This is a genomic window from Mesorhizobium sp. M0028 (genome assembly GCF_040323855.1).
Classification (GTDB): domain Bacteria; phylum Pseudomonadota; class Alphaproteobacteria; order Rhizobiales; family Rhizobiaceae; genus Mesorhizobium.
The window spans coordinates 70,889-94,741 of record NZ_JAMYVG010000013.1 but is presented as its reverse complement, the minus strand read 5'-3'; the positions used below and the strand labels follow the sequence as shown (position 1 = coordinate 94,741).

At 63.4% G+C, this 23,853-nt stretch carries 26 protein-coding genes and 1 riboswitch; of the genes, 14 read left to right on the top strand and 12 right to left on the bottom strand.

Translation table 11 applies throughout. The features are described 5' to 3' along the window. Window positions 1–80 precede the first annotated feature (80 nt). Window positions 81–761 carry a queuosine precursor transporter gene (locus tag NKJ93_RS22385; protein WP_023721125.1) on the bottom strand — a complete coding sequence of 227 codons (681 nt, stop codon included), beginning with the start codon at window positions 759–761 and terminating at the stop codon, window positions 81–83. Window positions 762–843: 82 nt separating this feature from the next. Further along, window positions 844–1,140: a 50S ribosomal protein L28 gene (gene rpmB / locus NKJ93_RS22380; RefSeq protein ID WP_023721124.1), complete on the bottom strand. Its 297-nt coding sequence runs from the start codon at window positions 1,138–1,140 to the stop codon at window positions 844–846. A 617-nt stretch (window positions 1,141–1,757) separates the two neighbouring features. Between rpmB and NKJ93_RS22375 the strand changes: the two genes are divergently transcribed. The 5 genes from NKJ93_RS22375 (at window position 1,758) to NKJ93_RS22355 (ending at window position 5,310) form a co-directional block, all read left to right on the top strand. Then, window positions 1,758–2,549, top strand: a complete 792-nt coding sequence (locus NKJ93_RS22375; RefSeq protein WP_352495630.1) for a DUF3108 domain-containing protein — start codon at window positions 1,758–1,760, stop codon at window positions 2,547–2,549. 40 nt (window positions 2,550–2,589) lie between these two features. Next, complete coding sequence (yddG, locus tag NKJ93_RS22370) at window positions 2,590–3,495, top strand: aromatic amino acid exporter YddG (RefSeq protein WP_352495629.1); 906 nt, start codon at window positions 2,590–2,592, stop codon at window positions 3,493–3,495. Continuing rightward, a complete protein-coding gene (locus NKJ93_RS22365) occupies window positions 3,495–4,163 on the top strand; it encodes a lysoplasmalogenase family protein (protein ID WP_352495628.1) in 669 nt (222 codons plus the stop codon). The genes yddG and NKJ93_RS22365 overlap by 1 nt, the downstream gene beginning before the upstream one ends. Window positions 4,164–4,336: 173 nt before the next feature. Continuing rightward, entirely contained in the window at window positions 4,337–4,699 is a 363-nt protein-coding gene (locus NKJ93_RS22360) for a MerR family transcriptional regulator (RefSeq protein WP_352495627.1), read from the top strand. Beyond that, a complete protein-coding gene (locus tag NKJ93_RS22355) occupies window positions 4,696–5,310 on the top strand; it encodes a short chain dehydrogenase (RefSeq protein WP_352591169.1) in 615 nt (204 codons plus the stop codon). Before NKJ93_RS22360 ends, NKJ93_RS22355 begins: the two co-directional genes overlap by 4 nt. A gap of 153 nt (window positions 5,311–5,463) precedes the next feature. Here the strand turns inward: NKJ93_RS22355 and NKJ93_RS22350 are convergent, their stop codons facing one another. Together NKJ93_RS22350 and gloB are read right to left on the bottom strand one after the other, a co-directional pair. Beyond that, a complete protein-coding gene (locus NKJ93_RS22350) occupies window positions 5,464–5,892 on the bottom strand; it encodes a cupin domain-containing protein (RefSeq protein WP_352591166.1) in 429 nt (142 codons plus the stop codon). A gap of 20 nt (window positions 5,893–5,912) precedes the next feature. Next, window positions 5,913–6,680: a hydroxyacylglutathione hydrolase gene (gene gloB / locus NKJ93_RS22345; protein ID WP_352591163.1), complete on the bottom strand. Its 768-nt coding sequence runs from the start codon at window positions 6,678–6,680 to the stop codon at window positions 5,913–5,915. A gap of 98 nt (window positions 6,681–6,778) precedes the next feature. On the opposite strand from gloB, the gene NKJ93_RS22340 reads away from it, so the two are divergent. From NKJ93_RS22340 to NKJ93_RS22330, 3 genes are all read left to right on the top strand, one after another. Further along, entirely contained in the window at window positions 6,779–7,549 is a 771-nt protein-coding gene (locus tag NKJ93_RS22340) for a class I SAM-dependent methyltransferase (RefSeq protein ID WP_352591160.1), read from the top strand. A 130-nt stretch (window positions 7,550–7,679) separates the two neighbouring features. Beyond that, window positions 7,680–9,512, top strand: coding sequence for an ABC transporter ATP-binding protein/permease (locus tag NKJ93_RS22335; protein ID WP_023721115.1), 1,833 nt, complete (start codon window positions 7,680–7,682; stop codon window positions 9,510–9,512). 76 nt (window positions 9,513–9,588) lie between these two features. Then, the gene (locus NKJ93_RS22330; protein ID WP_352591157.1) at window positions 9,589–10,395 is read left to right on the top strand and encodes a DUF1194 domain-containing protein; all 807 of its coding nucleotides are present in this window, start codon (window positions 9,589–9,591) and stop codon (window positions 10,393–10,395) included. Between the two features lie 18 nt (window positions 10,396–10,413). Here NKJ93_RS22330 and NKJ93_RS22325 read toward each other — a convergent pair whose 3' ends face one another. Further along, on the bottom strand, window positions 10,414–11,439 hold the full coding sequence (locus NKJ93_RS22325) for an RNA polymerase subunit sigma-70 (protein WP_023721113.1): 1,026 nt from the start codon (window positions 11,437–11,439) through the stop codon (window positions 10,414–10,416). A gap of 41 nt (window positions 11,440–11,480) precedes the next feature. Continuing rightward, a complete protein-coding gene (locus tag NKJ93_RS22320; RefSeq protein ID WP_352591154.1) occupies window positions 11,481–12,227 on the bottom strand; it encodes an SDR family NAD(P)-dependent oxidoreductase in 747 nt (248 codons plus the stop codon). A gap of 235 nt (window positions 12,228–12,462) precedes the next feature. On the opposite strand from NKJ93_RS22320, the gene NKJ93_RS22315 reads away from it, so the two are divergent. Then, complete coding sequence (locus tag NKJ93_RS22315; protein ID WP_352591151.1) at window positions 12,463–12,783, top strand: DUF1330 domain-containing protein; 321 nt, start codon at window positions 12,463–12,465, stop codon at window positions 12,781–12,783. A 28-nt stretch (window positions 12,784–12,811) separates the two neighbouring features. Here NKJ93_RS22315 and metW read toward each other — a convergent pair whose 3' ends face one another. Together metW and metX are read right to left on the bottom strand one after the other, a co-directional pair. Beyond that, complete coding sequence (gene metW, locus NKJ93_RS22310) at window positions 12,812–13,426, bottom strand: methionine biosynthesis protein MetW (RefSeq protein WP_023721109.1); 615 nt, start codon at window positions 13,424–13,426, stop codon at window positions 12,812–12,814. Between the two features lie 172 nt (window positions 13,427–13,598). After that, window positions 13,599–14,768 (bottom strand): homoserine O-acetyltransferase MetX, encoded by a 1,170-nt coding sequence (metX, locus tag NKJ93_RS22305; protein WP_292661143.1) that lies wholly within the window; start codon window positions 14,766–14,768, stop codon window positions 13,599–13,601. 92 nt (window positions 14,769–14,860) lie between these two features. Beyond that, window positions 14,861–14,938: riboswitch (SAM riboswitch) on the bottom strand. Between the two features lie 138 nt (window positions 14,939–15,076). Here metX and hisC point away from each other — a divergent pair. Beyond that, entirely contained in the window at window positions 15,077–16,186 is a 1,110-nt protein-coding gene (gene hisC / locus NKJ93_RS22300) for a histidinol-phosphate transaminase (protein ID WP_352591148.1), read from the top strand. Between the two features lie 6 nt (window positions 16,187–16,192). After that, on the top strand, window positions 16,193–17,128 hold the full coding sequence (locus tag NKJ93_RS22295; protein WP_352483504.1) for a prephenate/arogenate dehydrogenase family protein: 936 nt from the start codon (window positions 16,193–16,195) through the stop codon (window positions 17,126–17,128). A 131-nt stretch (window positions 17,129–17,259) separates the two neighbouring features. Here the strand turns inward: NKJ93_RS22295 and NKJ93_RS22290 are convergent, their stop codons facing one another. Further along, window positions 17,260–18,261, bottom strand: a complete 1,002-nt coding sequence (locus NKJ93_RS22290) for a DUF2125 domain-containing protein (RefSeq protein ID WP_352591145.1) — start codon at window positions 18,259–18,261, stop codon at window positions 17,260–17,262. A 114-nt stretch (window positions 18,262–18,375) separates the two neighbouring features. Between NKJ93_RS22290 and NKJ93_RS22285 the strand changes: the two genes are divergently transcribed. Then, window positions 18,376–18,909: a gamma-glutamylcyclotransferase gene (locus tag NKJ93_RS22285; RefSeq protein ID WP_352591143.1), complete on the top strand. Its 534-nt coding sequence runs from the start codon at window positions 18,376–18,378 to the stop codon at window positions 18,907–18,909. Window positions 18,910–18,954: 45 nt separating this feature from the next. Here the strand turns inward: NKJ93_RS22285 and NKJ93_RS22280 are convergent, their stop codons facing one another. Beyond that, window positions 18,955–19,935 carry a quinone oxidoreductase family protein gene (locus tag NKJ93_RS22280; RefSeq protein WP_352591140.1) on the bottom strand — a complete coding sequence of 327 codons (981 nt, stop codon included), beginning with the start codon at window positions 19,933–19,935 and terminating at the stop codon, window positions 18,955–18,957. 319 nt (window positions 19,936–20,254) lie between these two features. Here NKJ93_RS22280 and NKJ93_RS22275 point away from each other — a divergent pair, with 319 nt between their 5' ends. Beyond that, on the top strand, window positions 20,255–21,202 hold the full coding sequence (locus NKJ93_RS22275; protein WP_352591137.1) for an aldo/keto reductase: 948 nt from the start codon (window positions 20,255–20,257) through the stop codon (window positions 21,200–21,202). Window positions 21,203–21,279: 77 nt separating this feature from the next. Continuing rightward, a complete protein-coding gene (locus NKJ93_RS22270) occupies window positions 21,280–21,900 on the top strand; it encodes a LysE family translocator (protein WP_352483509.1) in 621 nt (206 codons plus the stop codon). 27 nt (window positions 21,901–21,927) lie between these two features. Here NKJ93_RS22270 and NKJ93_RS22265 read toward each other — a convergent pair whose 3' ends face one another. Both NKJ93_RS22265 and NKJ93_RS22260 read right to left on the bottom strand, forming a co-directional pair. Next, window positions 21,928–22,728 carry a lysophospholipid acyltransferase family protein gene (locus tag NKJ93_RS22265; RefSeq protein ID WP_023721099.1) on the bottom strand — a complete coding sequence of 267 codons (801 nt, stop codon included), beginning with the start codon at window positions 22,726–22,728 and terminating at the stop codon, window positions 21,928–21,930. Between the two features lie 108 nt (window positions 22,729–22,836). Further along, window positions 22,837–23,745 (bottom strand): LysR family transcriptional regulator, encoded by a 909-nt coding sequence (locus NKJ93_RS22260; protein ID WP_352483510.1) that lies wholly within the window; start codon window positions 23,743–23,745, stop codon window positions 22,837–22,839. Window positions 23,746–23,853 lie beyond the last annotated feature (108 nt).

Here is a 23,853-nt window from a genome sequence, read left to right as displayed (position 1 = left end):
CGATAGTCTTTGAGCATGATCTTGTCCGAAAACCGGTTCCCACTTTTCGCTAACGCGGACCTTCGGTTCGGGATCATGCTCTATGCCGCCAGTGCCGGCTGGCTCCAGCGGGCGGCAAGCAGCCGGTAAGGGATCAGCGCTACCACCGCTATGATCAGCTTGACGCTGAGATCGCCGAGCGCCCAGGATATCCAGCGCATCGTCTCGACTGGCAGCATGCCCATGAGCGGTGCGGTCTCCAGCGCAAAGCCATCGTTCGGCCCGGCGAAGGCGAAAGCCGCCGCGAAGGCGACGGTGAAAAACACCACCGTATCGAAAACGGAGCCGACCAGCGTGCCGACGATCGGCGCGCGCCACCAGCTCTGCCGGCGCAGTCGGTTGAACACGGTGACGTCGAGCAATTGCGCGGTGAGGAAGGCCGCACCCGACGCCGCGGCAATACGCACCAGCCGGTCGGCGGCGGTCTCGAATTCGATCAGGCCGTGGCGAAACAGCAAGGGCGGGATGACGATCGAGCAGACCACCGCTGTCATGAACCCGACAAAGACGATCCTGCGCGCCACCGCCGGGCCGTAGCGGCGATTGGCGAGATCGGTGACCAGGAAGGAGAACGGATAGGTGAAGGCGCCCCAGGTCAGGATGTCGGCCAGCGACAACCCGCCGATTGCGCCCTGCATCGGAAACTGCACGAGGATGTTCGAGGCCACGACGACGAGCGCCATGGCGGCCACGAAGGGCAGGTATCGCGAGAGGAAAATCATTTTTTTATCCTGGGTAATGGAACCAGCGGAACGCGATCCGGAGTTCGGATCACGCCCTGGAAGGCGGCTGCCGCCGAAAAATTCAGGCGGCCGGCTGTTCGGCGAGCTTCTTGGCGATCTGCTTCTTCAACAGGCGGGCGCGCTGCGACAATTGCTTGGCATCGGCCTTGGCCAGGAAGGCATCGAGGCCGCCGCGATGCTCGACCGAACGCAGCGCGTTGGCCGAAATGCGCAGGCGCACATTCTGGTTCAGCGCTTCAGAGATCAGCGTCACATTGACGAGATTGGGCAGGAAGCGACGCTTGGTCTTGTTGTTGGCGTGGCTCACATTGTTGCCGGACATGACTGCCTTGGCAGTGAGTTCGCAGGTGCGGGACATGATACTAACCTTCGGTTCTCGGTCCTGGCCAAACATTCGACCCGCGCCGGGTGGCGCGCGGTTTCGGTCAGGCGGCCTTATGGAAAAAGTTGGCGTTCCATAGTTGCATTTCGCCGATGCGTCAAGCTTGGGGTTGGTTCGGGAGAGGGAATTGCACCTTCAAGAGATGAGCACCAGTGGCGAAGCTGCCGATCTCCCCGCTTGCGGGGGAGATGGCCGGCAGGCCAGAGGGGGTGCTGTCCCTCCGACTTAGCTCCGTTGCAGCCAAAACTCTCGGCACTGGGAGGATAAGCTGGATCTTGGCGATCCTTCCCACCCCCTCTGCCCTGCCGGGCATCTCCTCCGCAAGGGGGAGATCGACAAATTCATCGAGCGCCACATTTTGTTCTTGCTTTGTGCCGGCAGCTATGCTACTAATTTGGGTATGGTGCTGATTCGCGCCGACGACCCGCCCGCCGAGGCGGGTTTTTCATTTCTGGCTTCCGTCACCTCCCACCGACCAGCCCCAGCGTTCCCTGCCGACGCCGCCTTCACATTAAGGCCGGAATTCAGCCTATAAGCGGTCACACAGGGACATGCCAGATCGCCCGTCTCCGGTCGACAATCAAGGACCCGCCATGCCTCGTTCTTTCCTCCATGCCCTGGTCGTGCTGTTCGCCGTCGCGCTGTCGACGACGGTTTCGGCCGCCGAGCCGCAATCCTTCACGGGCGAGTATTCGGTGTCGTTCCTCGGCCTTTCCGTGGCCAAGGCGAAATTCTCCAGCCATTACGAGGGCGACACCTATTCGATCGAGGGCAGCGTCTCCAGCGCCGGGCTCGCCACATTGTTCGACGATACGCGAGGCACGATCTCATCGAAGGGCAAGATTTCGGGCAAGCAGTTGCAGCCGCAGGCGTTTCGCGCCGACTACACGTCCGGCAAGAAGGCGTCGATGATCGACATCCAGTTTGCCAACGGCGTGGTCACCTCGACCAAGGTCGTGCCTGAGCCAAAGAAGCGCAATCCCGAGAATTGGATACCGCTGGTCGGCAGCGATCTCGTATCCGTCCTCGATCCGATGGCCGCGACCGTCATCCATGCCGACAGCCTCGACCAGGTCTGCGGGCGCACGGTGAAGCTCTATGACGGCGAAATGCGTGCCGATCTGAAACTGACCTACGAGTCGAAAGGGTCGATCTCGGTGGCCGGCTACGAGGGCGATACGGTCACCTGCAGGCTGGGTTTCGAGCCGGTGGCCGGCTACCGCAAGAACCGCAAGGCGCTGAACTACCTGAAGAAACGCAGCCGCATCATGGTGACGTTTGCACCGGTCGGCCAAAGCGGCGTATATGCGCCGATCCGCGCCACGGTCAGCACGCAAATCGGCCCGTTGACGGTCAGCGCGGAGCGGTTCGAAGCAGACGAATAGGCGTGATGGTGCGCCGCCAATGGGCCACGGGGCGACGGGTATGGCGCGCGCAACACTGATCGGCTTCTCCGCGGTCGCCATGTGGGCGCTGCTGGCGCTGTTTACGGATGCTTCGGGTTCGGTGCCGCCGTTCCTGCTTTCGGCAATCACCTTTACGATCGGCACCTGCGTCGGCCTGGTTGCCCGGCTGTTCATGCCGGCAGCCGATGGCGCCGCGAAGATACCGCGCCAAGTCAAAATACCACGCAAAGTCTGGGTGATCGGCATTGCCGGCCTGTTCGGCTACCACTTCTTCTACTTCACCGCGCTGCGCAATGCGCCGGCCGTCGAGGCCAGCCTTATCGCCTATCTGTGGCCGCTGCTGATCGTGCTGGGATCGGCGCTGATGCCTGGCGAGCGGCTGGCCTGGAACCATATCGTCGGCGCGCTGCTCGGCCTTGCCGGCACGGTCCTGATCGTCACCAAGGGCGGCGGACTTGCCTTCGATGCACGTTATGCCTTCGGCTATGCGATGGCCGCCGTCTGTGCCGTGTTGTGGTCGTCCTATTCGCTGTTATCGCGGCGCTTCCCGTCGGTGCCGACCAGCATCGTCACCTGGTTCTGCGCCGCCACGGCGGCACTTTCGCTCGTCTGCCATCTGTTGCTGGAAGAAACGGTGCTGCCCAACGGCGCCGGCCAGTGGCTGGCCGTGCTCGGCCTCGGTCTGATGCCGGTAGGGGCGGCGTTCTATGCCTGGGACATCGGTGTCAAGCGCGGCAACATCCAGGTGCTGGGGGCGGCAAGCTACGCCGCGCCGCTGCTGTCGACACTGGTGCTGATCGCCGCCGGCTTCGCCGAGCCGTCATGGCGCATCCTCGCCGCCTGCGTGCTGATCACCGGCGGCGCGGCACTGGCGGCGAAATCGCTGTTGCTGCGCAAGAGGGCCACGAGCGAGGCAAACGCTTGATGCCGTTTCCCGGCGGCATCGATGCCAATGCCAATGCGACGCTGCTGTTTTCATTGGCGGCGGCGGTGATCTATGCGTTCAGCCTCGGCATGCCGCCGCGTCTTTCGCGGTCGGCGGCAAGGACATTGGCGGTGGCGATGCTGGCGGTGCTGGTCGTGCAGCAGAGCGGCCCATGGCTGCTCGTCGCCGCACTGGGCGTCAGCGCCGTCGGCGACGCCTTCCTGTCGCGCGACGGCGAGAAGGCATTTCTTGGCGGCGCGGCCAGTTTTCTTGCCGCGCATGTGCTTTACGTCGTGCTGTTCCTGCGTGCCGGCGGCGGCCTCGGGCTGCTTTTGGCCGAGCCGTGGCGGGCAGCGATCGTGCTGGCGATGGTCGTGTTGGCGCTGGCGATGGTTTTCGCGCTCCGGCGCCGCGTCGGCCCGGCACTGCGCCTGCCGATAGGCCTTCGTGTGGCGGCAATTCTCGCCATGGGCATTGGCGCGCTTACCCTGAGTAGTGCCTGGGTCATCGGTGGCGTCGCCCTGCTCATATTGTCCGACGGGCTGCTTGCCGCGGAAAAGTTCCTGCTGCCCGCCATCTCGCCGCACCGTGCCTGGATGCGCCATGCGGTCTGGGCGCTGTATTACGCCGGCCAGCTGGCGATCACCCTGGGTTTCGTTTTAGGCTAGGCATGTCGATATTCAGATGATGCCGGCCTGCAAACGGCGAAAGATCCGACGCCTGGTGCCCATGGGCAAGCCTTTGTGACGCAATCCTCGAGGTCGTCAGATCAGAGGGTAAAAATTCTCGCTTGCTGCTCCAGCTTGGTAGCCTAGCGCACAATCGGCAGGGTAGGCGACACATGCGCATTTCGGAGGCGGCAGCTACAAGCGGACTGGGTATCGACACTATCCGCTATTATGAAAAATTGGGTTTGCTTCCGAAGGTCAGGCGAGGACGTGACGGGAGGCGGGACTTCTCGGCAGAGAACGTCGAATGGCTAATACTCCTGTCCTCGCTGCGCGAGACAGGTATGCCCATGGAGCAGATGCGATACTTTGCGCGGCTTTATCAGCGGGGCAGCGAGACTCTGCCCGAACGGAAAGCGGTTCTTCTTGATCACGCAGCGCATCTGGACAAGCGGCGAGCTGCGTTGGATGGCTGCGCCGAACTCCTTGCCTACAAGCTCAAACGATATGACGAGATGGCAGAAGAAATATCATGAGAATTATTGTCGTCGGCGCGGAAGGTGACATCGGCAAAGCGGTTTGCGACGAGTTGGGTTCCCGCCACGCGATCATCAAGGCCAGCCGCTCTAGTGGCGACTTTCAGGTTGATATGGCTGACCGCGTATCGCTCGATGCCATGTACGCCAAATGTGGCAAGGTGGATGCCGTCATCTCTACCGCAGGCAATGTCCATTTCGGGTCGCTTGGCAAGTACACCGAAGAGACGTTCATGCTTGGCCTGCGCCATAAGGTCATGGGCCAGGTCAATCTGGTGTTGGCAGGGTTGGCCACTGTCAGCGATGGCGGCTCGTTCACACTGACTAGCGGAGTGCTCGACCGCGATCCCATTCGGATGGGAACAGGGGCGGCAACAGCGAACGGCGCGCTCGGCGGTTTTGTCCTTGGTGCGGCGATCGAGATGCCGCGCGGTCTTCGCATCAATGTTGTGAGTCCCGGACTTCTGGACGTGTCGTGCCGAGATATGGCGAGTGGTTCCCCGGTCACGAGCCCGTTTCGTCGAAACGGGTGGGCTCGCCTATGCGAAGAGCGTGGAAGGGGCCATCACCGGCCAAGTGATCATCGTCGGGTAGTTTCGCAGAAATCCTAAGTGTTGGGACATATTGGTCGCCCCCTGAATATCAAGGGTAGTTTCCGTTGCAAAATTTCGGAGGTTCGAGAGTGACTCTTGCGACAACCTGAACGACGGCTTTCCATCCTGAGCGGCTGTTGTCGTTGGGTACCAAGCGTCAGGTCTTCACCACTACGGCGTGCCCGGCAGCCAGCCTGGTTCGGCCAGTTCGAAGGCGGAGAAATCGAAACCCGGCGCCACGGTGCAGCCGACCAGGGTCCATTCGCCGAGGCTGCGTGCTGACTGCCACCAGCCTGCCGGCACGACGATCTGCGGCCGCTCGCCTGCGGCAAGCGCCGTGCCAAGGATCTCCTCGATGACGGGACCGCCTTCTCGATGTATCGACAGCGCCAGCGGCGCACCGTCATAGAAGTGCCAAACCTCGGCCGCGTCCTTGACCCGGTGCCAGGCCGACAATTGGTCCTTCTCCAGAAGGAAATAGATCGCCGTCGAATGGCCGCGCGTGCCTGCCGCGCCGTCGCGAAAGGTTTCGGCATACCAGCCGCCTTCCGGATGCGGCTTCAGGCCGAGCAGGGCGATGATTTCGGCGGAACTGGTCATGCCCTAGCTCCTGGTGCCGCTCAGAAATTGTCCTTGCGCTTGCGGATCTCGGCGAACACTTCGGCGTCGGAGGCCTTTTCCAGGCCGAGATGCCTGCGGATCGCCGGATCGTGCCAGCGCAGGAACGGATTGGTCGACAGTTCCTCGCCGATCGTCGTCGGCAGCGTCGGCTTGCCGTCGGCGCGCAGCGCCTCGATCTTGGCGGCACGCTCTTTCAGCGCCGAATTGGTCGGGTCGACGGTCAGCGCGAAACGGGCGTTGGCCAGCGTATACTCATGTCCGCAATAGACGACCGTCTCGGCCGGCAGCGCTGCGAGCTTTTTCAGGGATTCGTACATCACCGGCGGCTTGCATTCGAGCAGCCGCCCACAGCCGAGCGCAAACAGCGTATCGGCGGCGAATGCCACTTTTGACGCCGGCAGGTGATAGGTGACATGGCCTGCGGTGTGGCCGGGTGTGGCGATGACCTCGATCCGCTCATCGCCGAGGTGGACGACCGAGCCTTGCTCGACGGTTTCGTCGATGCCGGGAATCTTTGCCTTTTCGGCTTCCGGCCCGACGATGCGCAGCTTGAAACGCTCCTTCAGCGCCAGATTGGCCTCGACGTGGTCGAGATGGTGGTGGGTGGTCAGGATCATCGTCGGCGCCCAGCCGGTGCGCTTGATGGCGGCCAGGATCGGCGCCTCTTCTGGTGCGTCGATGAGCGCCGTCTGGCCGCTTTTGGGGTCATGCACCAGCACGCCGAAATTGTCGCTGCGGCACATGAATTGTTCGATCTCGACCGGCATCATATCTCTCCGTTTACAGGCGCAGACATAGGGCGCCTGCCAGCCGATGTCATCTGCCTTTGTTGAACTTGGACTGCTTCGAAGCTACCGTTCCGCCCATGCATTCAGATATTGTCGACCTCCGTTCCTTCTATTCGACCACGCTCGGGCGCCTGGCCGAACGCTCGATCACCATGGCCCTGTCCTCGATATGGGCTGTCGTGCCCAACGAGCGGCTGGTCGGCCTCGGCTACACCTTGCCGTGGCTGGAGCGCTTCGGCAGCGATGCCGAGCGTGTCTTTGCCTTCATGCCGGCGACGCAGGGCGCGGTGGTCTGGCCGGCGACGGGGCCGACGGCGACCGCGCTGGTCTTCGACGAGGAGCTGCCGCTGGTCGATTCCTGTATCGACCGCATGCTGCTCGTCCATTCGCTCGAACATGTCGAGAACCCGCGCGAGACGCTGAACGAGATCTGGCGGGTGCTGTCGCCGGCCGGCCGTGTCGTCATCGTCGTGCCCAACCGGCGCGGCGTCTGGGCGCGCTTCGAGCATACGCCTTTCGGCAATGGCCGGCCGTTCTCGCGCGGCCAGTTGACCGAATTGCTGCGCGAAGCGAATTTCACGCCGGCGGCATGGTCCGATGCGCTATTCTTTCCGCCGTCGCCGCGACGTTTCATGATGCAGTTCCACAATGTGCTGGAACGTGCCGGCCGGCGCTTCTGGCCGATCTTTTCGGGCGTCATCGTTGTCGAGGCGCAGAAGCGGCTCTATCAGGGCGTCCCGGTGGCGCAGCGCGCCTCCCGCCGCGTCTTCGTGCCGGTTCTCTCGCCGCATGGTGCGCCGACGCTTGGCCGGCTGTCGCCGGCCGAACGTCCGGCGTCGCCAGGATGACGCGTTCGTGATCCGACGCAGGCTTTTTCTCACCTATCTGTCGCGGACGGGTTCGCTGCCCGATTGAAGGCATACGCGGTCGATCCTATGACCGGGGTTTAGCACCGCTTCCGAATGCAAGGATCCACTCATGGCTGATCATCCGGATGTCGAGCCCAGCGCCCAGAAGCTTGCCACGTCGATCGAAGCCAGCAGCCTGCGTGAGCAGCTGGCAACAATCAAATTGGCGCTGACCACCTCGCCAGTGCGAAAACAATTGCTTTGGGCAGCGATCGGCATCGTCGCCGTCATCGTGGCGAGCTCGATCGGGCAGGTTCTGCTCAATCGCTGGAACCAGCCTTTCTACGACGCGCTGGCGCGGCGCGACATGCCGGCTTTCCTGCATCAGCTTCTGGTCTTCGCCGGCATCGCCGGCGGGCTTGTGGTGCTCAATGTCAGCCAGACCTGGCTCGACCAGATGCTTCGCCTGAAGCTGCGCGAGGCGCTGACGCTCGACCTGATCGGCGAATGGATGCGGCCGGCGCGTGCCTTCCGGCTGACCCATGCCGGCGCCATCGGCGTCAATCCCGACCAGCGCCTGCAGCAGGATGCCGGGCATCTCTCCGACCTTTCGACCGGTCTCGGCATCGGCCTGCTGCAGTCCTGCATCCTGCTTGCCTCGTTCGTTGGCGTCTTGTGGTCGCTGTCTTCCGGCTTCGTCTTCCACATAGGCGGCCATTCGCTGGCCATACCCGGTTACATGGTCTGGGCGGCGATCCTCTATGCGGGCACAGCTTCGTGGTTGAGCTGGCTGGTCGGGCGGCCGCTGATCCGCTTCAACAACGATCGCTATACGCGTGAGGCGGAACTGCGCTCCTCGGTGGTTCGCGTCAACGAGAATGTCGATGCCATCGCGCTTGCGCATGGCGAGGCCGATGCCAGGCGCCGGCTCGAATTCGACCTTGGCATGGTGCTGGGCGCCATGCGGCGCATCTACAGCGCCCAGATCAATCTTTCCTGGGTAACCGACACCTATGGCTGGATCACTGTCGTCGCGCCGATCCTCGTCGCTTCCCCGGTCTATTTTGCCGGCGATATCAGCTTTGGCGGCTTGATGATGGCGGTCGGCGCCTTCAATCAGGTCCATTCCTCGCTGCGCTGGTTCATCAACAATATCGGCGGCATCGCCGATTGGCGCGCCACGCTGATGCGGGTCGCCGACTTCCGCATCGCGCTTGGCGACACCGACGCGCTGCACGATACGGAAAGGCGCATTTCGTTCGGCGAAAATCCCGACGGCAGCCTGACCTTCGAGAAGCTCGAGATTGCCTCGCCGGACGGATGCACCAAGCTTGCCGAGCCGCATGTCGAAATCCGAGCCGGCGACCGCGTCATGATCACCGGAGATCCGGGCGCCGGCAAGACGCTTTTCTTCCGCGCCATTGCCGGTCTGTGGCCATGGGGCAGCGGCCGGATCGGCATGCCGGCCGGAGAAGCGCCGATCTTCGTTCCGCGTACTCCCTATTTCCCGCTCGGCAGGCTGCGCGAGGTGCTCAACCATTCAGACGGCGCGGCGGAGGCGAGCGATGCCGAGATTTCGGAGGTGCTGGCCGATGTCGGGCTGCAACGCCTGTCGTCCTCGCTCGATCACTCGGCGCGCTGGGAGCGTGAGCTCAGCGACGACGAGCAGCGTCTGCTGGCCTTTGCCAGGCTCGCCTTGCGACGGCCGAAATGGGTGATCATCGACGAGGCGCTGGACGCGTTCGACGGCGCGACGCTGAGGCAAGTGCTGTCGATGCTGGACAAGCGCCTTCCCGACGCCGCGATCCTCAATATCGGCCGCGGCCAGCACAATACCCGCTTCTTCCCGCGAGCGTTGACCATCGTCAAGGATGCCGGCCAACCGCCCCTCAAGCCGGCCCGTGTCAGGGCAGGCGCCATCGAACCGCCCCCGATTATCGCCTCGGCCCGCCGAAAGAAATAGAAGCCAAGCTTTATTTCGCCGCGATCGCGGCGAAAAACTATCGCGATCGTTTCAGATGGGAACGTTCCGATCGGCCATGCTTGACGCTCTCGCCCTGCTCGCCTGCCTTGCCTGCGCCCCGGCAGCACCTGTGGCCGCGCCCGCCAATGCCATTGCCGTCGACGTCGAGCTGGTGCTGGCCGTCGACATCTCGCAGTCGATGGATGAAAGGGAGTTTGCCCTGCAGCGCGCCGGCTATGTCGCGGCGCTGCGCCATCCCGACTTCATCAATGCCGTGCGTGCCGGCCCTTCCGGCCGCATCGCCATCGCCTATTTCGAATGGGCCGGCACCATCCGGGACGATGCGGTCATTGCCTGGCACGTCATCGACAGCAAGGAGAGCGCCAACGCTTTCGCCGACAAGATCGCGGCCCGCCCGTTCAGGAGCTTCCGCGGCACCTCGATTTCCGGTGCCGTGGCCTTCGGCGCCGAGCTTTTCGATGGCACGGCCTTCGTGGCCAAACGCCGCGTCATCGACGTCTCTGGCGATGGCCCAAACAACACCGGCTTGCCGGTCACAACGGCACGCGATGCGGCGCTGGCGAAGGGCATCGTCATCAACGGGTTGCCGATCCTGATCAGCCCGTCACCGACCTTCAGCCATCTCGACCGGTATTATGCCGAATGCGTCACCGGCGGACCGGGCTCGTTCGTCCTGCCAATCTATGCGGTTTCCGAATTCGCCACCGCCACTCGCCGCAAACTGATCCTCGAGGTCAGCGGCGTCGAGTATCCCAAGGAGGATCCGAGGACGATCCGCATCGACGCACCGATCGACTGCCTGCAAGGCGAGCGCGACCGGCGGTTTTTCTCCGACCCGTATTTCCCGGAACTCGACCGGTAAGGCTTGCCCACGGGTAAGCTAGGCCGGTGGCAGGCCGAAGGCCGGGAACAGAGATGGCCCGAGCGGCCCTATGAAGATCGTCAAGGAAGCGATCCCGCCCTCGGCTGGCTCGAACACATGCAGGGAATGGGCCCGCCACGCCGGGTCATCGTGGCTGCGGGAATAGACCCCGACCGCCGGCTGGCCATTGGCCGCGGTGGCCAGCGTGCGGAAGCCGCCGAACCTCGGCCAGACGGTCTCGAAGAAACCGCGGATCGCTTCGCGGCCTTGATACCATTCGCGCCAAGGCGGCATGGTATAGATGGCGTCCTCACGCAGGAGCTCGATCAAACCTTCGAGATTGGCGGCCTGCCAGGCCTGCATGTAACGTTCGAGCAGCAGGCCTTCTTCGGGGTTGGGCCGTGATCGGCTGGCCGGCCGTCCGCCAGGATAGCGCGCCGTCAGCGTTGCGCGGGCGCGCTGCAACGCGCTGTTGATCGAAGCCGTCGATCCGCCCAGCAAACGCGCCGTCTCGACGGCCGACCATCCCAGGACGTCGGCAAGCAGCAGCGCGGCGCGCTGCCTGGGCGGCAGATCCTGGATAGCGGCGACGAAGGCGAGCTGGACGGCCTCGCGGCTCTCGTAACGGGCTTCCGGACCTGGCTCGCTGCCGGCAATGTCTGGAAGCTCGGCGTCGGGGTAGGGCTCCAGCCACGCGACGTCAGCTACGGGCCCGCCTATGGCCGCCCCGTGCGACGGCGGCCGTCCGGGTTCCCGGAGAATGCGACGCGCCCTCGACCTCGCCTTGATGGCGTTAAGGCAAGCATTGGTCGCGATCATATAGAGCCAACCGCGAACCGAACCCCGCCCGTCGAACTCCGACCTTGCGCGCCAGGCGCGAAGCAACGTGTCCTGGACGAGGTCGTCGGCCTCGTGCAGCGAACCCATCATGCGATAGCAATGCAGCTTGAGCTCGCGGCGATGCGCGGCCGTGACCTTCTCGAAGGCCAGCCGATCGAGGATCGGCTGGCGTGCCGGTTCCAGAGGTGGTTGAGCGTCTGTCATGCTACTTTCGGGTTCCGGGTCAGGTTTGCATTACGCGCGCCTCAGGCGGCCGGGGCAAGCCCGCTCCCGCTCACCATGAAGGAACTGCCTTGCGGCTGGCCGGTGGCGAGTGCGACCACCGCCCGTCCGACATCGGCCGGCGTCTGCATGTCGGTCATGGCGGCGATGAAGTCCGCCGGCTGGATGCCCATATAGGCCGCGATGCTGTCGACGCCGGCCTTGCCCACGCCGGTCTCCGGCATGATCCGCATCGGCGCGAGCGCCATGAAGCGCAGGCCGAGGCCAAGCCGGTCCGACTCCTTCTGGCTATGACCGGCCAGGAACATCTGCATGCGTTTTGCGCCGGCATAGCCGCCGGCATTGGGTGGTCCGCCGGTCAAGGCCGCGCCGCTGGAGATCAGAACGATCCGGGTTCCCGGCTTGAGCGGACGGCGCAGAGCGGCCCGGCAAAACAGGAACGACGCCTTGACGTCGGTGTCCCAATTTGCCGAGAAGGCCTTCCAGTTCTGTTCATGCACCGGCGCGGAAGGGGCCAGCGCACCTGCGCAGATCACCAGCACGTCCGGCTCAAGCGCGGCGAAGACCTTATCGGGGGCGGAGTCCACCGTCGCATCGATCGCGAGCGTCTTCACGCCGGAGACCTCCCAGGCAAATTGCGCCAGGGCCTGTTTTCCGCGGGCGACCGCCAGCACCGTCGCTTTCTCCTTGAGGGCGACCTCCGCAATGGAGCGGCCGACACCCCGGCTGCCTCCGACGACGACGACATTCTGATTTTGCAACGATCCCATGGATCACCTCTCTGTTCCCGGCCGCCGGACCATCCAGGCGCGCCCATCGATAAGGACAGCGCAGGTGGGCGGAAATCATCGGTGCCAGGCAGAAATATCTTTCAGGTGACGGCAGCGGCGCGCCAGTTTTGTATTCGGTGTCATTACCTCGGGGGTAATCGACCAGCGCGCAACGTCCCGGCAAACTGCTCCCATCAAGCCGGTTGTCCGGCTTTCGACCACAAGGAGTTACACCATGACCGCCTACGCCGTCGCCCATATGCGCCAGGTCACGCCGGGGCCGCCGATCGTCGAGTACCTGCAGAAGATCGATGCCACGCTTGAGCCGTTCGGCGGGCGCTTCATTGTGCATGGCAGCGAGGTGGACGTGGTTGAAAACAATTGGCCGGGGCACCTCGTCATGATCGAGTTTCCAGACATGCAGCAGGCGCGCGGATGGTACCGCTCGCCCGCCTATCAGGAGATCTTGCCGCTGCGCACCGCGAATTCTCAGTCCGACGTGGTCTTCGTCGACGGCGTCGAGCACCCGCACAAGGCCACCGACGTGCTTGAATAAGGGGAATGATCGGCTCGCGGGCGGCCTGCTACCGTTTCAGCAGAAATACCGCCTGCTGGCCGAAAAAGTTCCAGAACCACCACGGCATCGAGAAGCCGATCCGCTGGCCGTTGGCGTCGAGCGCGGTTGCCTTTTCCACCGTCGCGCCCAGCTCGTCGCATAGATTGACGAAATCGCGAATGGTGCAGAAATGGATGTTGGGGGTGTCGTACCAGTAATAGGGCAGGTCCTTGGTCACCGGCATTCGGCCGTTGAAGAGCAGCGAAAAGCGCACCCGCCAGTGGCCGAAATTGGGAAATGAGACGATGGCGCGGTTGCCGATCCGGAGCAGTTCGTCGAGCACCAGCTTCGGATTGCGGGTCGCCTGCAAGGTCTGCGACAAGACGACAAAGTCGAAGCCCTTGTCGGGATAGAATTGGAGGTCCTTGTCGGCATCGCCTTGAATGACCGACAGGCCGCGCGCCACGCATTCGTTGACGCCGCGCTGCGACAGTTCCAGCCCGCGGCCGTCGACCTTCTTGGTCGCCTGCAGCAATTCGAGCAGCAGGCCGTCGCCGGAACCGACGTCCAGCACCCGCGACTGCGGCGGGATGAGATCGGCGACGACTTCGAGGTCGACGCGCTGGGCGCGGTTGACGCTCATGGGCTCGCCTCCTGCCTGGCGCATGGTCCTGATCCGAAAAGTCTGCAACTTTTCGGGGCCATGCGCTGATGCCTGGCGCATGATCCTGATCCGAAAAGTCTGCAACTTTTCAGGGTCATGCGCTGATGCCTGGCACATCGTCCTGATCCGAAAAGCGTGCAACTTTTCGAGGTCATGCGCCGAGCCCTCTAGCCCGGGCCGCCGAGGCGATGAAGCCTTTGATGGCGGCGAACAGTTCCGGCTCGTCGAGCAGGAAGGCGTCGTGGCCGCGGTCGGTCTCGATTTCGACGAACGATACCGAGGCGCCGGCCGCGTTCAGCGCGTGAACGACCGAGCGGCTCTCCTCGGTCGGGAACAGCCAGTCGCTGGTGAAGGAGACCAGGCAAAAACGGGTCTTGGTGCCGGCGAAGGCATCGGCCAGCCGGCCGCCATGGTCGGCGGCGAGATCGAAATAGTCCATCGCCCGGGTCATGTAGAGATAGGAGTTGGCATCGAAGCGATCGACGAAGGTCATGCCCTGATGGCGCAGATAGCTCTCGATCTGGAAGTCGGCATCGAAACCGAAGGTCAGCGCTTCGCGGTCCTGCAGGTTGCGGCCGAACTTGCGGTGCAGCGCTGCTTCCGACAGATAGGTGATGTGGGCGGCCATGCGCGCCACCGCCAGCCCCTTTTCCGGTCGCTTGCCGTGCTCGAAATATTTGCCGCCATGCCAGTCGGGGTCGGCCATCACCGCTTGCCTGCCGACCTCGTGGAAAGCGATGTTCTGCGAGGAATGGCGGGCGCCGGTGGCGATCGGCAGGGCCGAGAAGACGCGCTCGGGATAGCTGGAGGCCCATTGCAGCACCTGCATGCCGCCCATCGAGCCGCCCAGCACGCTGAACAGCTGTTCGATGCCGAAATGCTCGACCAGCATCAGCTGCGCCCGCACCATGTCGCGGATGGTGATGATCGGCAGGTCGAGCCCGTAAGGCTTGGCGGTTGCGGGATTTGTCGAGGCGGGGCCGGTGGAACCGAGGCAGCCGCCGATGACGTTGGACGAGATGACGAAGAAACGGTCGGTATCGATGATCTTGCCGGGGCCGATCAGCACTTCCCACCAGCCCGGCTTGCCGGTCACCGGATTGGTGTTGGCGACATGCTGGTCACCGGTCAGCGCATGGCAGACGAGAATGGCGTTGGAGCGCGCGTCGTTGAGCGTGCCATAGGTCTGGTAGGCGATCTGGAACGGCGACAGCAGCGTGCCGGCGTCGAGCTTGAGCGGCTTGTCGGCGCCGAAACGCAACACCGGGCTCGACGGCTGGTCGGCCTCGTTGTTGGTTTTTCGCGCGCGCAAAGCGACCATCACATCTCCTTGCCCGGCCTTCAGTTGTCCGCCGGTCCGGGCAACAACCAGTCAGGGCAACAAAAAACCGGCCATGCCTTCGCAAAGCCGGTTACAAGATGCAAACGGCCCTTTAGCAAGTTGTTTAACGTGGCTGCAAGCCGACCGGCCAAATCACCACGGAACTGTCGCTGCTCTTCTAGGACTGACGCATGGCTTCGTCAACGGCAAGTTATTGATCCCGAATTGCCGCCCCTCGACATTCCGGGCCACGGCTTGTATTTCCGCTGCGGCTTCCGGATGGAGGCTTCCTCGACGGATTTCATGGAATGAGCCAGACACCGGATCAGACACGTCCAACGCCCCGCGCCGGCATCATGGACATCGAAGCCTATGTGCCCGGCAAGAGCGCGGCGCCTGAAGGTGTCGTCAAAGTCCACAAACTGTCGGCGAACGAGAACCCGCTCGGTCCTTCGCCAAAGGCGATAGAGGCCGCGCGCGCGGTCGCCGACAAGCTCGCGGTCTATCCCGACGGCAGCGCCAGGCGCCTGCGGGAGGCGATCGCCGACGTGCACGGGCTCAATCCGGCGAACATCGTCTGCTCCAACGGTTCCGACGAGATCCTGGGCCTGCTTGCGCAGACCTACCTCGCGGCCGGCGATGAAGCCATCATCACCGAACACGGCTTCATGGTCTACAAGATCTACATCCAGTCGGCCGGTGCCGTCCCGGTAACGGTCAAGGAGACTGATGAACGCGCCGACATCGATGCGATCCTCGCCGCGGTGACGCCGCGTACCAGGATCATCTTCCTTGCCAATCCGAACAACCCGACCGGCACTTACGTGCCGTTCCAGGAGGTGCGCCGCCTGCATGCGGGCCTGCCGCGAAACGTGCTTCTGGTGCTGGATGCCGCCTACGCCGAATATGTCCGGCGCAACGACTATGAAGCTGGCGTCGAGTTGGTGGGCAGCGCGGAAAACGTGGTCATGACCCGCACTTTCTCGAAATTGGGCCTCGGTGGCGCGCGGATCGGCTGGATCTATGCGCCAATGCACGTCATCGACGCGATCAACCGCGTGCGCGGGCCCTTCAACGTCAATGCGACGGCGATCGAGGCAGGCATCGCGGCGATCCGCGACCGGGCTCATATCGAGCGCAGCGTCGCGCATAACGAGACCTGGCTGGCCTGGCTGAGCGAGCAATTGACCGGGCTCGGGCTGCGGGTGACCCCGAGCGTCGGCAATTTCATCCTGATCCACTTTCCCGAGGACAAAAAGCATTCGGCGGCGGCCGCCGACGACTACCTCAGTGCGCGCGGCTACATATTGCGGCGCGTTTCCGGCTACGGTTTTCCCAACGCGCTGCGCATGAGCATCGGCACCGAAGAGGCTAATCGCGGCGTTGTCGCAGCACTCGCGACATTCCTGAAAAGCTAGGGCACCATGACCTCACCGATGTTCGAAAAGATCGCGCTGGTCGGCATCGGCCTGATCGGTTCGTCGCTGGCCCGCGTCATCCGCCGCGAGGGACTTGCCGGCCAAGTCGCCATTTCGACGCGCAGCGAAGCGACGCTGGAGCGGGCGAGCCAACTCGGCCTTGGCGACACCTACACGACAGATGCGAAAGAAGCGGTTCGCGATGCCGATCTGGTCATCGTTTCGGTGCCGGTCGGCTCTTCAGGCACGGTCGCCCAGGAGATCGCACCGGCGCTGAAGAAGGGCGCCATCCTCACCGATGTCGGCTCGACCAAGGCATCGGTGATCGCGCAGATGCAGCCGCATGTGCCTGATGGCGTGCACTTCATCCCCGGCCATCCTTTGGCCGGCACCGAAAAATCGGGACCGGATGCCGGTTTTGCCGAACTGTTCGAGAACCGCTGGTGCATTTTCACGCCGCTGGCCGGCACCGATCCCGTGGCGCTGGAAAAGCTCTCGGAATTCTGGCGCCGCTGCGGCTCCAACATCGACACGATGGACCCCCAGCATCACGACATGACGCTGGCCATCGTTTCGCACCTGCCGCACATCATCGCCTATAACATCGTCGGTACCGCCGACGATCTGGAGTCGGTGACCAAGTCCGAGGTCATCAAATACTCGGCTTCCGGCTTTCGCGACTTCACCCGTCTCGCGGCGTCCGACCCGACCATGTGGCGCGACGTCTGCCTGCACAACAAGGACGCCATCCTCGAAATGCTGGCGCGGTTCTCGGAAGATCTGTCCTCGCTGCAGCGGGCGATCCGCTGGGGCGACGGCGAAAAGCTGTTCGACCTGTTCACCCGCACCCGCGCTGTCCGCCGCTCGATTATCGAGGCCGGCCAGGACATCGACGTACCGGATTTCGGCCGCCAGGCAGTCGAACACCCGCCGAAGGGATAAGCCGCGGCAAGCCGATCGCAGGCCGTACCGCCCCAGAACGGTTCATCGTTTCACGGAAACGCCGAACCGGTCTATCTTTTTGTTTGACGCAATCCGGACGGAAAACCGTTCACAATTTTCCTGGAATTGCTCTAGTCGAGCGGCTTGATCTTGCCGAGCGGGATGAAGCCGAGCGAGGCCTTGCCCTTGACGATCTTCAGCGGCATCGACGGTGCGTTGCCGAGCAGCGCCAGTCCGGCGAAGCCGGTCTGGATTTCTTTCTTCTGCTCGGGGATGGCGGTGGCGAGGATTGCCGCCACGGCCTTCGGGTCAGTGACCTTGATCATCAGGTCGGCATTTATGAGACCGTCGTCATCGACCGACAGCGGTCCGGAAACGGTGATGCGCGCGGTTCCTGAAGACAGATCGAGCTCGTGGATTTCGGCCGCCTGGCCGCGCAGGCTCTTCGGATTTTCCTTGATCAGCGTCACGCCGTTCTTAAGCGTCACGTCGCCGCTGCCGTCGAGTGGCGGCAAGACGCGCCCGCCGATGGCCTCCGCGTCGATTTCGAGATCGGTGAAATTGCCGGCATAGTCGATGTCCTGGCCGTTTGGGCGCAATTGCCCGGTGGCGGTTCCGGCGCTGAACAGCGAGACGGGATCGGTGTCGTCCGCCGGATCGGTCTGGCCGGACAGCCCTTCTGCCTGCAGCGAGAGGCGCCCCGGCAGCGGCCAGGACAGCTTCATGTCGGCCCGCAGATCATCCCAGTCGATCCACAGCGGCGTCATGCCGGGAACAGAGGTCCTGAGCGGCCCCCTGAACTCGGCGGCAGGCGACAGAAGCCGCGTGATCTGCGTGGCGGCGTTGATTTTGCCTGTCGATGCAGCGACGTTGCGGCTGTCGTCCTCGTAAGCCAGACTTTCGCAAGAAAGCGTGAAGGTGAAGGGATAGCCGCTGACCGCGAGATTGGCGCAGTCGGCCTTGATGCCTTTGTCGTCGAGATCGGCGACCGCCTTGTCGGTTGCACTCTCGACCAGGTCCGCCAGGTAGAACCAGCCGGCGCTGTAGATGCCGAACAGCACGAGGATGAAAGCGGCAAGCCACAACAGGCGGCGACGTTGGCTGGGCGGCGGGCGCTCGTCACTTGACGTCATGCTGCGGCTTTCGTTAACGCGGGTGGCACGGGCGGGCTGTCGCTTTCGGCAACAACAGGTAGACGGACTGAAACACCACCGGTGAGGTGGTTCGTCACAATCAGGCTTGGCGATATGGGCGATTTTTGGGTTTTTGGCTACGGCTCACTGATCTGGCGGCCGGGATTCGCGCATGTCGAGACGCGGCGTGCCCGCCTGCATGGCTATCGCCGTTCGCTCTGCGTCTATTCTTTCGTGCATCGCGGCTCGCGCGAACGGCCGGGCCTGGTGCTCGGCCTCGACCGCGGCGGCTCCTGCGTCGGGCTGGCGTTCCGGGTTCCAGGCGAGCTGCGCAACGAGGTCGTCACCTATCTGCGCGAACGCGAGCTGGTCACCAACGTCTATCTCGAGCGTGTGCTCAGCGTCCGCCTCGACAAGCGTGAAACGGATGGGGGCGAGACGGTCGAAGCCATCGCCTATGTCGTGGACCGCAGCCATGAGCAATACGCCGGTGCGCTCGACGCCGCCGAGGCAGCAGCCGTCGTTCGCGGCGCCGTCGGCCAGTCGGGGAGGAATGAGGATTACGTGCTCAGCACGCTGGAGCACCTCGAAGCACTGGGTATAAGCGATCGCTGGCTGGAAGAGGTGACAAGACGGGTCGCGACGTAGCTTCTTTGGTCGTTGACCATGATGCTTTCGGCGTCGTGGTCCGGGCTACATCCTGAAAATCTGTTTGCCAAGATCGGCGCGATCCAGGCTGTTTGCCACGGCGAGCTTGAACTCGGTCAACGGGCGGAGACCGCCGACAGGAACGTGGAAGCCGGGCTGGCCGAAGATGTCGATGATCTCGCGTAGCACAGGTCGGTCGGCTTCGACCGGCGGCGAAAAGAAGTAGCGATAAATATTCGCCCTGATCTCCACGCCGCTCAGCAACACATCGAAATTGTGAAGTTCGAAGCGCTCGGCACTCATGCCGCCATTGATCACCATCTGCCCGCCGAGCGCCAGGGTGCGGATCAATTCGCCGCTGACAGGTCCGCCGACATTGTCGATAATCCCGTTCAATCCGGCGCCACCGGTGATATCCATCACGGCTTCCCGGATACTTGCCTTCAAGTCCGAAAGGTCAAGAATGGCGGCGACGCCAAGCGTCTTCAGATCGAAGCTTTGGTGCGAGCGCCGCACCAGCGCGATGACGTTGATGCCGCGTCGTTGGGCGAACTGCATCACCATTGTCGAAATCGACGAATAGCCGGCCGTGACAGCCAGCCACTGGCCAGGCCGCACACGGGAATCCACCATCAGATCCCACGCGGTAATGGGGTTCACCATCTGCCCGGCGCGTTCGACCGGATAGCCGGCAGGCAACGGGATCAGCCATTCGGCGGGAATGGCCGCGTACTCGGCCCAACTGCCATAATAGCTGAACGCGACGAGCGTGCCCGGTTCCAGCAAAACGTTCGCGCCAACGGCTTCGACGATGCCGGCGCCATGGTTTCCCGCGATCTGCTGGGGAAAATGCGGCTTCTTCGGTTCGGGATAGAGGTTCTGGACAAACAGGAAGTCGCCCGGATTGATCGAGGCCGAGACCATCCTGACCAGCACCTCGCCATCGCCGATCCGCGGCATCGGCAGGTCGTCAACGTAGAGCACGTCGCGCGGCGAGCCGATGGCGTCAAATACAATTGCTTTCATGCCGGTCTCCATAACAAACGATCCGGGGCAAACAGTCTGGGCTTGGCCAGACCGTGCCGAAATTTGCGTCGGCGCCGCGGAACTTATGGCCAGCCGGCAAAGGCCAGAATTGGCAGATTTGACAATCTATGTGCTAAACTTGCCAATTTCCTCAGAGGGGCTGGTTTGGAAGCCGGACACGGCGCGGCGGGTCGCGGTTTTGTGAAGCGCCAGCGGGTTGGAAAAGAGGCTATGCGTTTGACGTTGCCATGGCGCGACATAGGTTAGCCCGGTCGGCGGCTCCCACCCGCCTCAGCATGAATCACCATGGAGATCAGCCTTGCAGAAACGTCGTCTCGGTCGCACCGACCTATCCATCGCGCCATTGGTTCTGGGCGGCAATGTGTTCGGCTGGACCGCCGATGAGAAAACCTCGTTCGACTTGCTCGACCGCTTTGTCGACGCCGGTCTCAACGCCATCGACACGGCCGATTCCTATTCGCGCTGGATTGCCGGCCACCAGGGCGGCGAATCCGAAACCATCATCGGCAAATGGATGAAGAGCCGCGGCAACCGCGACAGGGTTGTCGTCATCACCAAGGTCGGTTCGGACATGGGGCAGGGCAAAAGGGATCTGTCCGCCGCCTATATCGAAAAGGCCATTGATGCCTCGCTGAAGCGGCTGCAGGTCGATACCGTCGATCTCTGTCTGTCGCACTGGCCCGACCCTGCGACCCCGTATGAGGAAACGCTCGGTGCTTACCAGAAACTGCTCGACAAGGGCAAAATCCGCTATGCCGGCGCTTCCAACCTCGACGCCGCCCAATTGCGCGCCGCACTCGACGTAGCAAGCCTGCGCGGCCTGCCGCGCTACGAGGTGCTGCAGCCGGAATACAACCTCTACGACCGCTCGTTCTTCGATGGTCCGCTGCGTGATCTGTGCGTGGCCGAGGACATCGGCGTCATCACCTATTTCAGCCTCGCCAAAGGGTTTTTGAGCGGCAAGTACCGCAGCGAAGCCGATCTCGGCAAAAGCCCGCGCGGCGGCGGTGTGAAAGGGTATCTCAACGCGCGTGGCATGCGCATTCTCTCAGCGCTCGACGCCGTGTCGGCCAGACATTCGGCCAAGCCGGCGGAAGCGGCGCTGGCCTGGATCATGGCGCGCGCCGGCGTCACCGCTCCGATCGCCAGCGCGACGACGCTCGGCCAGCTCGACAGCCTGGTGCGTGCGGCGTCGTTGCAGCTCAGTCCGGACGATATCGCCGAGCTCGACAAGGCCAGCGCATAGCCGCGCACGATCGTTCAAGACCCGCACCGCTGCCTTGCCTACCGTCCTACATCGTCACAGGAATGCAGGGACGCCGCATGGCCGGACAGGTTCTTCTCGATCAGCAGCTATGGCAGCAATTGCTGGCGCTTGTGCTGGCATCGGCCATCGTCATGGGCAGCCCGGGGCCGGCGACGATAAGCGTCACCGCGATCGGCGCCGCGTTCGGCCTGCGGGATTCGCTCCGCTATGCCTCGGGGATCGTTGTTGGCACGATCCTCGTGCTCGTGGTGGTGGCGACGGGCATCATGGCCGTTCTCGCCGCGTTGCCGAAGCTCGCGGCGCTGCTGGCGGTCGCCTCGGCAGCCTACATCCTTTACCTGGCGTTCAAGATAGCGACGGCGCCGCCACTGACGGCACGCGTCCGTGGAGCGGCGCTTCCCACTTTCCTTGGCGGGTTTCTTCTGGCTGTTGCCAACCCGAAAGCCTATGTGGCGATTGCCGCCGTGTTCGCCGGCGCGTCTTCCGGCGCCGGCGGTCTCGGTATTTCAGCCAAGCTGGGGGTTCTCACCTTGATGATCGTTGCCATTCATCTCTTGTGGCTTCTCGCCGGCGCAGCCTTTGCACGTTTGCTGCGCAAACCGCTGGCGTCGCGGATCATCAATCTGGTGTTTGCCGTGACGCTGGTTGCAACAGCCGCCCTGGCTGCCCTGCCGTGAGCCCTTGTGGCATCTGAGGCCGTTGCCTCAGCCTTTCAATTCAGGTTTCGCGTCCAGCTCACCAAGCCTTTTCACCGCAGTCGGCGGCATCGGCGGCGGGTTCGGCGTTTGCGACGCCTCGACGAGGAGCTGGTCGCAGGCGGCCTCCGTCTCGCCGATCAGCCGTTGCATGAATTCGTCCTTGCCGAGGCCGGGCGGGATCGGCGACAGGAAGCGCGCCTTGATCGTGCCGGGATAGCGCAGGAATTTGCGGCGCGGCCAATAGAGGCCGGCGACGTGAGCGACCGGCACCACCGGAATGCCAAGTTGCGCATAGAGTTCGACGATGCCGTATTTGTAGACCGGCTCGTCGCCCGGCGCCCGGCGCGTGCCCTCGGGATAGATGATGAGCTGGCGGGGATTGCGCGCCAATTCCTGTTTGGTCGCGGCGATCACCATCTTCAATGCCTTCGAGCGGCTGCCGCGGTCGACCGGAATCATCCGCATCTTCAAGATGTACCAGCCGAAGAACGGGATCCAGGTCAGCTCCCGCTTCAATATGTAAACGGGATCGTCGAGGAACGGCAGGAAAGCGATCGTGTCCCAGAAGGACTGGTGCTTCGGCGCCAGGATGAAGGAGCCTTCAGGCAGGTTCTCCTGGCCGGTGATCTCGCTTCTGGTGCCGGCGATCTTGTCGTAGAGCCACATGCTGGTGCGCGACCAGAATTTCGGCACGAACCAGGCGCGGTGGCGCGGCGACAGGAAATAATACGGGGTCCAGAGGATCATCTGGACGATCAGATTGAGGTAAAAGGCGAGATTGAACGCCAGCGAGCGGAAATAGAGCATACAGCAAGTGCCCGGTGAGGAGGTGTGCGTTGGTTACACCAAGCGCCGGCAAAAAGGAAACGGTGCGAGGCCGGCGATCGGCCCGGTTTTGCGGTAGGCCGTCTTTCGTCACGCCTGCCACGCCGCCTGCAGCAGGCGCTGCTTCAGGCGTGGGGCGGCGAAGTCGAGGAACGCGCGCAGCTTCACCGGCAGCAGGCCCTGGCCGGCATGGACGAGGCTCACCGGCCATGGTTCGGGCTCGAACTCCTGCAGCACGGGGCGCAGCGTACCCGACCGAACCGCGGCGGCGATCTGGTAGGAAAGCAGCCTCGTCACGCCGACGCCAGCAATCGCCGCATCGATTGCCGCCTCAGCGGTGTTGACCCGTAACCTGGAGCGGACCGGTACGGTGAATTCGGCCTTGCCGGTGGCGAAACTCCAGGCGGAGGCGTTGAGCCCTTCGAAGGTGATCGCACTGTGTGCCGCAAGCTCCTGCGGCTTTTTCGGCGTGCCGTGCTCGGCGAGATAGGCCGGGCTCGCGCAAACGACGCGGCGGATCGAACCGAGGCGGATGGCGACCAGGCTCGAATCGGCAAGGGCGCCGATGCGGATGGCGAGATCGATGTGCTCTTCGACCAACTGGGTTATCCGGTCGGCGAGTGTCAGCCGCACACTTACGTCGGGGTAGGCGGCGAGAAAGGCGGTGACGACCGGCAGCACATGCAGGCGGCCGAAGACGATCGGCGCGGTGACGATCAGTTCGCCGGTCGGGGCGCTGTACTCGCCGGCGGCTATTCGCTCGGCCTCGCCGACCTCGTCGAGAATGCGACGACAGGCGGCGAGATAGGCGTGGCCGGCATCGGTCAGCGACAGCTGCCGCGCCGAGCGGTTCAACAGCCGTGTCTTCAGGTGCCTTTCCAGGTCCGAAACCTTGCGGCTGACCGTCGTCAGCGGAATGCCGAAGCGACGCCCGGCAGCCGAAAGGCTGCCTGTCTCCGCCGCGGCAACGAAAAGCGACATGGAGTGGAGGCGATCCATAACTTTCCCGAAAAAATTGGCCCTTCCGAAGAATGGAAGGACGCATCGCAGATATGGCATCTGCTTCTCGAAGATGGAAGTATCTACTTTTCGGTGAGTAATGCAGCG